Source organism: Clostridium sp. RTP31139st1_H3_RTP31139_211217 (genome assembly GCF_040227035.1).
Taxonomy (GTDB): domain Bacteria; phylum Bacillota; class Clostridia; order Clostridiales; family Clostridiaceae; genus Clostridium; species Clostridium saudiense.
The window spans coordinates 23,700-32,225 of the sequence record NZ_JBCOAB010000036.1 but is presented as its reverse complement, the minus strand read 5'-3'; the positions used below and the strand labels follow the sequence as shown (position 1 = coordinate 32,225).

The window sequence follows — 8,526 nt, the reverse complement described above, 5'->3', positions numbered from 1 at the left end:
GCTATGGATGAAGGTTTAAGATTCGCTATCAGAGAAGGTGGAAGAACTGTAGGTTCAGGAGTTGTTACTTCTATAATCGAATAGTTTTAAACTTTTAATTTAGTTTTAAAATCTTTTTAAATATATAATTTTAAATTAAAGCGCTTAAAAAATGTGATCACAAAATAGAAAGAGTAAGGGGACGCCTTTACTCTTTCTTTTTTTCATTTCTAAATTAATATTTATATAAAAATATTTTTATATGATATGTATTAAACAATAACCATATAAGTCGTATAAAGTGGGTTATAATATATGTAATTATAAATTATTAATAATTTAAGTAGAAAAAAATAATTATATATATGAAGAAAAACAATAGAGAAGAGATAAAATTTATATAAAAATGTTTACATTAATAAAGAAAGGTTAATCATATATAATATAAGGCAATACACAGAAAAATTTCATTAATTATACTATTGAAAAAAGTTTAAATTCGATATAAAATAATAACAGTTGAACGACAGAATTACTTCTAAAAGGCTAAAAATTTTTTTGAATAAATGGTTAAAAAAAGATGAAAAAAAAGTCTTGATAAAGATTTATAAAGATAGTATAATAAAGAAGTTGTGTAGCGCAACGCGATGAATCAAGAGGTTGCCGGACTTCCGGGTTATTCTTGAGGAGCAAGTCAGGATCTAGAATCCGACGGCAGGGGTAGTAACTTGTGTTCTTAGTTGTGAAACACCAGGAACAGTTTACAGAACTACAACTGTTGTGCGTTAGAAGTAAAGCGTACATGAAAAGGAGGGAAACCAGAATGTCAAAACAAAAAATAAGAATCAGATTAAAGGCTTTTGATCACACTATATTAGATCAATCTGCTGAAAAAATCGTTGAAACAGCTAAATCAACAGGAGCAAAGGTTGCAGGTCCAGTACCACTACCTACTGAAAAAGATGTTGTTACAATATTAAGAGCTGTTCACAAATACAAAGATTCAAGAGAACAATTCGAAATCAGAACACACAAGAGATTAATCGATATCGTTAATCCATCACCTAAGACTGTTGATGCATTAATGAGATTAAACTTACCTGCTGGTGTAGATATCGAAATAAAGCTATAATAGCTTAACTATTAAATAAACAGTTTGAACGGTTATGATTGCAAAGCAATCCGCTAATACGTTTAGGAGGTGTAAATACATGAAAAAAGCTATAATCGGTAAGAAAATAGGGATGACTCAAATTTTCGATGAAAATGGAAAGGTAGTTCCTGTAACTGTAGTAGAAGCTGGACCATGTGTTGTTGTTCAAAAGAAGACTATCGAAAAGGATGGTTATGAAGCAATACAAGTTGGTTTCGGTGAAATAAGAGAAAAATTAGTTAATAAGCCAAGAAAAGGACACTTTGCTAAAGCTGGAGTATCTTTAAGAAGAACTTTAAAAGAGTTCAGATTAGAAGATTGCAGCGGATATGAAGTAGGTCAAGAAATCAAAGCTGATTTATTTGCAGCTGGAGATAAAATTGACGTTTCTGGAGTATCTAAAGGTAAGGGATTCCAAGGTGTTATTAAGAGATGGAATGCTAACAGAGGGCCAATGTCACACGGTTCTAAGTTCCACAGAGCAGTAGGTTCAATGGGAGCTTCTTCTGATCCATCAAGAACATTCAAGAACAAGAACATGCCAGGACACATGGGAGCTGTAAACACAACTGTATTAAACTTAGAAGTTGTTAAAGTAATAGCTGAAAAGAACTTAATATTAGTTAAGGGTGGTATCCCAGGTGCTAACAAGAGCACAGTTGTAATAAGAAACGCTGTTAAAGCTTAATTTCTTTAGAAAGGAGGAGACAGAATGCCTACAGTAGGATTATTTAACAAAGAAGGAAACAAGATTGAAGATATTCAATTAAACGATAATATATTCGCTGTTGAAGTGAATGCAGATGCTATGCACCAAGTAGTTGTTGCATTATTAGCTAACAAGAGACAAGGAACTCAATCAGCTAAGACTAGAGCTGAGGTTAGAGGAGGCGGAATCAAGCCTTGGAGACAAAAGGGAACTGGTAGAGCTAGACAAGGATCAATCAGAGCACCACAATGGATCAAAGGTGGAGTTGTATTCGCACCAAAGCCAAGAGATTACAGAATGTCAATACCAAAATCAATGAGAAGAGTTGCTATGTTATCAGCTTTAACTAGCAAAGTTCAAAATGATGAAATGGTAGTATTAGACAGCTTAACATTAGAAGCTCCTAAAACAAAGGAAATAGTTAAAATGTTAAATGCTTTCAATGCTAAAAAGACATTAATCGTTACTGCTGAAGCAAACGAAACAGTTTACAAATCAGCTAGAAACATTGAAGGAGTAGCAGTACTTCCAGTAAACAACATCAACGTTTATGATTTATTAAAATACTCAAAAGTAATCATGACTAAGGATGCTGTATCAAAGATTGAGGAGGTGTACGCATAATGAAGTTAACAAGCCACGATATAATCAGAAAACCAGTTATAACTGAAAAGTCAATGGCTGCAATGGCAGAAAAGAAGTACACTTTCATAGTTCATATGAGCGCTAACAAAGTTCAAATAAAGAAAGCGATCGAAGAAGTTTTCGGCGTTAAAGTTGAAAAAGTTCAAACAATAAGAACTATGGGAAAAACTAAGAGAATGGGCGTACATGTTGGTAAGAGAGCTGACCAAAAGAAAGCTATAATCACATTAGCTCAAGATAGCAAAGGTATTGAATTCTTCGAAGGAATGCAATAATATTAAAGCGTAGTATTGGTAATAATACCAGATAAGCTTAAAGAAGGAGGGAATTAGCATGGCAGTTAAAAAGTTTAGACCTACTACACCATCAAGAAGAGAAATGACAATGGCTAGTTTTGAAGAAATAACTACAAACAGCCCAGAGAAATCACTTCTTGTTTCTTTAAAGAAAACTGGTGGTAGAAATGCTCAAGGTAAAATAACTGTTAGACACCACGGTGGTGGAGCTAAGAGAAAATATAGAATAATAGATTTCAAGAGAAATAAGGATGGTATTCCAGCAAAAGTTGCTACAATAGAATACGATCCAAACAGAACAGCATACATTGCATTAGTAGTATATGCTGATGGTGAAAAGAGATACATTCTTGCACCAGTAGGATTAAAAGTTGGAGATACAATAGTATCTGGAGCAGACGCTGATATCAAAGTTGGTAATGCTAAAGCATTAAAAGATATGCCAGTTGGTACAGTTGTTCACAACATTGAATTACAAGCTGGTAAAGGTGGCCAAATGGTTAGATCAGCAGGTACTTCAGCTCAATTAATGGCTAAAGAAGGTAACTATGCAACATTAAGATTACCATCAGGCGAAATGAGATATGTAAGAATCGAATGTAGAGCTACAATCGGTACAGTATCTAACACTACTAACGATATCATCAACATTGGTAAAGCTGGTAGAAAGAGACACATGGGATGGAGACCTACAGTTAGAGGTTCTGTTATGAATCCTTGCGATCACCCTCACGGTGGTGGTGAAGGTAGATCACCAATCGGTAGACCAAGTCCAGTTACTCCATGGGGTAAACCAGCACTTGGATACAAGACTAGAAAGAATAAGAAGTATTCTGATAGATTCATAATAAAGAGAAGAAATAGTAAGTAATTGAAGAGAATTAATTCTCTTCAGGCTTACTGGGCCTAGAGATTATGAAGGGAGGCAAATTATAGTGAGTAGATCAATAAAAAAGGGACCTTTCGTACACGAAGGACTTTTAAAGAAGATAGAAGAAATGAATGCTAATGGTGAAAATAAGGTTGTTAAGACTTGGTCAAGATCATCAACAATTTTCCCACAAATGATTGGTCATACAATCGCTGTTCATGATGGTAGAAAACACGTTCCAGTATATGTGAGCGAAGATATGGTAGGACACAAATTAGGAGAATTTGCTCTTACTAGAACATACAGAGGACACGATTACGACGAAAAAGCATCAAGAAAAAGAAAGTAATCTGGGAAAGGAGGAACACCAATGGAAGCTAGAGCTATAGCTAAATATGTGAGAATGTCTCCAATGAAAGTAGGAGTTGTTCTTGATTTAATAAGAGGAAAAAATGTTAACGAGGCTTTCGCTATATTACAATACACTCCAAAAGATGCTGCAGTTGTTATAAACAAAGTTTTAAAATCAGCTGTTGCAAATGCAGAGAACAATCATGACTTAAATGTTGAAAACTTATATGTTGCTGAAACATTCGTAGGTGCTGGTCCAACTTTAAAGAGATTCAGACCAATGGACCACGGTAAAGCGTTCAGAATCAATAAGAGAACAAGTCATATTACAGTAGTAGTTAAAGAAAGAGCTTAGTAAGAAGGAGGGAAAAACAAGTGGGTCAAAAAGTACATCCTCACGGACTTAGAGTTGGAGTTATCAAAGGTTGGGATGCAAAATGGTACGCTGATAAGAGAACATTTGCAGACAACTTAATCGAAGATAACAAAATAAGAGAATTCGTAAAGAAGGAACTTTTCTCAGCTGGTATAGCTAAAATAGAAATCGAAAGATCAGCTAAAAGAGTTAAGTTAAATATATACACTGCTAAACCAGGTGTTGTTATCGGTAAAGGTGGTGCAGGAATCGAAGCTTTAAAAGCTAAGGTTGCTAAATTAGTAAACGGAAAGAACATTTTAATAAATATAGTTGAAGTTAAGAATGCTGAAGCAAACGCTCAATTAGTTGCTGAAAACATTGCTGCTCAATTAGAAAAGAGAGTTTCTTTCAGAAGAGCTATGAAACAAAGCATCCAAAGAGCTATGAAATTAGGAGCTAAGGGTGTTAAAACAGCTTGTTCAGGAAGATTAGGTGGAGCTGAAATCGCTAGAACTGAACAATATCATGAAGGAACAATTCCACTACAAACATTAAGAGCTGATATCGATTATGGATTTGCTGAAGCAGATACAACATACGGTAAAATCGGAGTTAAAGTTTGGGTTTATAATGGAGAAGTTCTTCCAACTAAAAAAGTTGAAAAGAAGGAAGAAGTTAACGCGTAAGAAAGGAGGAATATAATCATGTTAATGCCTAAAAGAGTTAAGCATCGTAAGGTACAACGTGGTAGAATGAAAGGAAAAGCTACTAGAGGTAATTTCCTTGCATACGGAGATTTTGGTATCCAAGCGCAAACTTGTGGATGGATAACAAGTAACCAAATAGAATCTGCCAGAATAGCAATTAACAGATACATTAGAAGAGGAGGAAAACTTTGGATAAAAGTATTCCCAGATAAGCCAGTTACTGAAAAACCAGCTGAAACAAGAATGGGTTCTGGTAAAGGTTCACCAGAATATTGGGTAGCTGTAGTTAAACCTGGTAGAGTATTATTCGAATTATCAGGAGTTAACGAAGAAGTTGCAAGAGAAGCAATGAGACTTGCATCACACAAACTTCCTGTAAAGTGTAAATTCGTTACAAGAAGAGATTTTGAGGAAATGGGTGGTGAAGAATAATGAAGGCTAGAGAATTAAAAGATTTAAGAGCAAATAATCCTCAAGATTTAGTTGCTAAATTAGGAGAATTAAAAGCTGAGTTATTCAACTTAAGATTCCAATTAGCTACAGGACAATTAGAAAATCCTATGAGAATAAGAGAAGTAAAGAAATCTATAGCCCAAATCAAAACCATCATTAGAGAAGAAGAGATCAGGGCATTTGAACAGTAAATCTGGAAGGAGGTAGCCCCTAATGGAAAGAGGATTAAGAAAGAAGAAAATCGGTAGAGTTGTTTCTGATAAAATGGATAAAACTATCGTAGTTGCTGTTGAAACTAAGGTAAGACATCCACTATACGGAAAAACTATGAATAGAACTACTAAATTCAAAGCTCATGATGAAAATAATGAAGCTAACATGAATGATAGAGTATTAATAATGGAAACTAGACCATTATCTAAAGATAAGAGATGGAGACTTGTTGAAATAGTTGAAAGAGCTAAATAAGCTTTTTAAGACTGAAAGGAGGGTAAATTTCAATGATACAACAACAAACCTTATTAAAGGTAGCTGACAACTCAGGTGCTAAAGAAATAATGTGTATTAGAGTTTTAGGCGGATCAAAGAGAAAGTTCGGTAACATTGGAGATATAATAGTAGCTAGCGTTAAAAGTGCAACACCAGGCGGAGTTGTTAAAAAAGGTGACGTTGTAAAAGCTGTTATTGTTAGATCAGTAAGAGGATTAAGAAGAGCTGACGGTTCATACATCAAATTTGATGAGAACGCTGCTGTTATAATAAAAGAAGATAAGCAACCAAGAGGAACTCGTATCTTCGGACCTGTTGCTAGGGAGCTAAGAGATAAAGAATTTAATAAAATATTATCATTAGCACCAGAAGTTCTATAATAGAGGAGGTGGCTAATTTGAAGTTACACGTTAAAAAGAACGACACAGTAGTGGTTATTTCTGGTAAAGATGCTGGGAAAACTGGTGAAGTTTTAAAAGTATATCCAAAGACAGGAAAGGTTCTTGTTCAAGGAGTTAACATAGTAAAGAAACATCAAAAACCATCTAGAGCTAATGCTCAAGGCGGAATAATTGAAAAAGAAGGAGCTATTTACAGCTCAAAAGTTATGTTATACTGCACAAAATGCAAAAATGCTACAAGAATTAGCAATAAGATCTTAGAAGATGGTACTAAGGTTAGAGTTTGTAAGAAGTGTGGAGAAACATTCTAGAATTTGAAAGGAGGTACTAATTATGACACCAAGACTTCAAGAGAAGTACACAAATGAAGTAATTCAAGCTATGACAGAAAAGTTCGGATATAAAAACGTTATGGAAGTTCCAAAGCTTGAAAAAATCGTTATAAATATGGGAGTTGGAGAAGCTAAAGATAACCAAAAGGTTTTAGAATCTGCGGTTGCTGATTTACAACTTATCTCAGGACAAAAGCCAATCTTAACAAGAGCAAAGAAATCTGTTGCTAACTTTAAGATTAGAGAAAACATGGCATTAGGATGTAAAGTTACATTAAGAGGAGCAAAGATGTTTGAGTTTGCTGATAAACTAATGTCAATTGCTCTTCCAAGAGTTAGAGACTTTAGAGGGGTTTCTGATAAGGCATTTGATGGAAGAGGAAATTATTCTTTAGGAATTAAAGAACAATTAATATTCCCAGAAATAGAATACGATAAGATCGATAAGGTTAGAGGAATGGATATTATCTTCGTTACAACTGCAAAGACTGACGAAGAAGCAAGAGAATTATTAAGATTCCTTGGTATGCCATTCGCTCAATAATAAGGAGGGAAAACTGTGGCACGTAAAGCTATTATTGAAAAGTGGAGCAAAGCTCCTAAATATAAAACAAGAGCTTATACAAGATGCAGAATATGTGGAAGACCACATGCAGTATTAAGAAAGTTTGGTATTTGCCGTATATGCTTTAGAGAACTTGCTTACAAGGGTGAAATTCCTGGTTGTAAGAAGGCAAGCTGGTAAACCTAACGACTGAAAGGAGGCAAATTAAATGGTTATGACAGATCCTATCGCAGATTTACTAACTCGTATTAGAAATGCGAATGCTGTAAGACACGAAGTAGTAGAAGTTCCTTCTTCAAACGTAAAGAAGGCTGTTGCAAATATATTATTACAAGAGGGATACATCAAAAATATAGAAGAATATAATGATGGTGTAGTTCCAATGATGAGATTATCTCTTAAATACGGTTCTAACAAAGAAAGAGTTATAACTGGAATAAAGAGAATTTCAAAACCAGGTTTAAGAGTATACTGTAAGAAAGATGAAGTTCCAAGAGTTCTTAATGGATTAGGAATCGCTGTAATTTCAACTTCAAAAGGTATAGTTGTAGACAGAGAAGCTAGAAAATTAGGCTTAGGTGGAGAAGTTGTTTGCTACGTTTGGTAGTAACTAATTTTGAAATTAAGTAGATTAACATATAGATCTAAGAAGTAATACAGGAGGTGCGATTATGTCAAGAGTAGGTAGATTACCAATAGCTATCCCTGCTGGAGTTACAGTTACAGTTACTGAAGATAACGTTGTTACTGTAAAAGGGCCAAAAGGGCAATTAGTTAAGGCTATGGACAAAGACATGAATATAGCAGTTGAAGACAACCAAGTTGTTGTTACAAGACCTAGTGATGTTAAAGAGCATAGAGCTCTTCACGGATTAACTAGAGCATTAATCAACAACATGATCATAGGAGTTGAAAAGGGATACCAAAAGACTCTAGAATTAATCGGTGTTGGTTATAGAGCACAATTACAAGGAAAGAAACTTGTAATGAACTTAGGATATTCACACCCAGTTGAAATAGAACCAGCTGAAGGAATCACTTTCGAAACTCCAGCAGCTACAAAAGTAGTTGTTTCAGGAATCGATAAGCAATTAGTTGGTGCTGCTGCGGCTGATATAAGAAAGTGGAGAAAACCTGAACCATATAAGGGTAAAGGAATTAAATTCGAAGGCGAAGTTATCAGACGTAAAGAAGGTAAGACTGGTAAGAAATAATTA

The 8,526-nt window shown here is 34.6% G+C and carries 18 protein-coding genes; all 18 read left to right on the top strand.

Translation table 11 applies throughout. The annotated features are described in order from the left end of the window. Positions 1-84: EF-Tu C-terminal domain-related protein (locus ABUA17_RS13825; protein WP_476580457.1), on the top strand; the 84-nt coding region annotated here is incomplete at its 5' end. A 718-nt stretch (positions 85-802) separates the two neighbouring features. Then, complete coding sequence (rpsJ, locus tag ABUA17_RS13820; RefSeq protein ID WP_021876938.1) at positions 803-1,111, top strand: 30S ribosomal protein S10; 309 nt, start codon at positions 803-805, stop codon at positions 1,109-1,111. Between the two features lie 79 nt (positions 1,112-1,190). Further along, complete coding sequence (gene rplC / locus ABUA17_RS13815; RefSeq protein ID WP_042401540.1) at positions 1,191-1,820, top strand: 50S ribosomal protein L3; 630 nt, start codon at positions 1,191-1,193, stop codon at positions 1,818-1,820. A gap of 24 nt (positions 1,821-1,844) precedes the next feature. Next, positions 1,845-2,465 (top strand): 50S ribosomal protein L4, encoded by a 621-nt coding sequence (gene rplD / locus ABUA17_RS13810; protein ID WP_042401537.1) that lies wholly within the window; start codon positions 1,845-1,847, stop codon positions 2,463-2,465. Further along, entirely contained in the window at positions 2,465-2,761 is a 297-nt protein-coding gene (gene rplW / locus ABUA17_RS13805; RefSeq protein WP_042401534.1) for a 50S ribosomal protein L23, read from the top strand. The genes rplD and rplW overlap by 1 nt, the downstream gene beginning before the upstream one ends. 58 nt (positions 2,762-2,819) lie before the next feature. Next, a complete protein-coding gene (gene rplB / locus ABUA17_RS13800) occupies positions 2,820-3,653 on the top strand; it encodes a 50S ribosomal protein L2 (RefSeq protein ID WP_042401531.1) in 834 nt (277 codons plus the stop codon). A 64-nt stretch (positions 3,654-3,717) separates the two neighbouring features. After that, positions 3,718-4,002, top strand: a complete 285-nt coding sequence (gene rpsS / locus ABUA17_RS13795) for a 30S ribosomal protein S19 (RefSeq protein WP_005212052.1) — start codon at positions 3,718-3,720, stop codon at positions 4,000-4,002. 21 nt (positions 4,003-4,023) lie between these two features. After that, the gene (gene rplV, locus ABUA17_RS13790; RefSeq protein WP_005212053.1) at positions 4,024-4,359 is read left to right on the top strand and encodes a 50S ribosomal protein L22; all 336 of its coding nucleotides are present in this window, start codon (positions 4,024-4,026) and stop codon (positions 4,357-4,359) included. A gap of 20 nt (positions 4,360-4,379) precedes the next feature. Beyond that, positions 4,380-5,048, top strand: a complete 669-nt coding sequence (rpsC, locus tag ABUA17_RS13785; RefSeq protein ID WP_042401527.1) for a 30S ribosomal protein S3 — start codon at positions 4,380-4,382, stop codon at positions 5,046-5,048. Between the two features lie 18 nt (positions 5,049-5,066). After that, positions 5,067-5,501 carry a 50S ribosomal protein L16 gene (gene rplP, locus ABUA17_RS13780; protein WP_040419026.1) on the top strand — a complete coding sequence of 145 codons (435 nt, stop codon included), beginning with the start codon at positions 5,067-5,069 and terminating at the stop codon, positions 5,499-5,501. Further along, positions 5,501-5,713 (top strand): 50S ribosomal protein L29, encoded by a 213-nt coding sequence (gene rpmC / locus ABUA17_RS13775; RefSeq protein WP_005212060.1) that lies wholly within the window; start codon positions 5,501-5,503, stop codon positions 5,711-5,713. Before rplP ends, rpmC begins: the two co-directional genes overlap by 1 nt. 22 nt (positions 5,714-5,735) lie before the next feature. Next, positions 5,736-5,990, top strand: coding sequence for a 30S ribosomal protein S17 (rpsQ, locus tag ABUA17_RS13770; protein WP_005212062.1), 255 nt, complete (start codon positions 5,736-5,738; stop codon positions 5,988-5,990). Positions 5,991-6,022: 32 nt separating this feature from the next. Further along, positions 6,023-6,391: a 50S ribosomal protein L14 gene (rplN, locus tag ABUA17_RS13765; protein WP_005212064.1), complete on the top strand. Its 369-nt coding sequence runs from the start codon at positions 6,023-6,025 to the stop codon at positions 6,389-6,391. Positions 6,392-6,408: 17 nt separating this feature from the next. Then, positions 6,409-6,723: a 50S ribosomal protein L24 gene (rplX, locus tag ABUA17_RS13760; protein WP_042401522.1), complete on the top strand. Its 315-nt coding sequence runs from the start codon at positions 6,409-6,411 to the stop codon at positions 6,721-6,723. A gap of 22 nt (positions 6,724-6,745) precedes the next feature. Continuing rightward, entirely contained in the window at positions 6,746-7,288 is a 543-nt protein-coding gene (gene rplE / locus ABUA17_RS13755; protein WP_042401520.1) for a 50S ribosomal protein L5, read from the top strand. Positions 7,289-7,303: 15 nt separating this feature from the next. Further along, positions 7,304-7,489, top strand: a complete 186-nt coding sequence (locus ABUA17_RS13750; protein ID WP_005212070.1) for a type Z 30S ribosomal protein S14 — start codon at positions 7,304-7,306, stop codon at positions 7,487-7,489. A gap of 28 nt (positions 7,490-7,517) precedes the next feature. Beyond that, on the top strand, positions 7,518-7,916 hold the full coding sequence (gene rpsH, locus ABUA17_RS13745; RefSeq protein WP_005212071.1) for a 30S ribosomal protein S8: 399 nt from the start codon (positions 7,518-7,520) through the stop codon (positions 7,914-7,916). A 64-nt stretch (positions 7,917-7,980) separates the two neighbouring features. After that, positions 7,981-8,523, top strand: a complete 543-nt coding sequence (rplF, locus tag ABUA17_RS13740) for a 50S ribosomal protein L6 (RefSeq protein WP_042401515.1) — start codon at positions 7,981-7,983, stop codon at positions 8,521-8,523. Positions 8,524-8,526 lie beyond the last annotated feature (3 nt).

Coding starts and splice junctions, on each gene's coding strand:
- rpsJ (WP_021876938.1), top strand. CDS start 803: ATGTCAAAACAAAAAATAAGAATCAGATTAAAGGCTTTTGATCACACT.
- rplC (WP_042401540.1), top strand. CDS start 1,191: ATGAAAAAAGCTATAATCGGTAAGAAAATAGGGATGACTCAAATTTTC.
- rplD (WP_042401537.1), top strand. CDS start 1,845: ATGCCTACAGTAGGATTATTTAACAAAGAAGGAAACAAGATTGAAGAT.
- rplW (WP_042401534.1), top strand. CDS start 2,465: ATGAAGTTAACAAGCCACGATATAATCAGAAAACCAGTTATAACTGAA.
- rplB (WP_042401531.1), top strand. CDS start 2,820: ATGGCAGTTAAAAAGTTTAGACCTACTACACCATCAAGAAGAGAAATG.
- rplV (WP_005212053.1), top strand. CDS start 4,024: ATGGAAGCTAGAGCTATAGCTAAATATGTGAGAATGTCTCCAATGAAA.
- rplP (WP_040419026.1), top strand. CDS start 5,067: ATGTTAATGCCTAAAAGAGTTAAGCATCGTAAGGTACAACGTGGTAGA.
- rpmC (WP_005212060.1), top strand. CDS start 5,501: ATGAAGGCTAGAGAATTAAAAGATTTAAGAGCAAATAATCCTCAAGAT.
- rpsQ (WP_005212062.1), top strand. CDS start 5,736: ATGGAAAGAGGATTAAGAAAGAAGAAAATCGGTAGAGTTGTTTCTGAT.
- rplN (WP_005212064.1), top strand. CDS start 6,023: ATGATACAACAACAAACCTTATTAAAGGTAGCTGACAACTCAGGTGCT.
- rplE (WP_042401520.1), top strand. CDS start 6,746: ATGACACCAAGACTTCAAGAGAAGTACACAAATGAAGTAATTCAAGCT.
- rpsH (WP_005212071.1), top strand. CDS start 7,518: ATGGTTATGACAGATCCTATCGCAGATTTACTAACTCGTATTAGAAAT.
- rplF (WP_042401515.1), top strand. CDS start 7,981: ATGTCAAGAGTAGGTAGATTACCAATAGCTATCCCTGCTGGAGTTACA.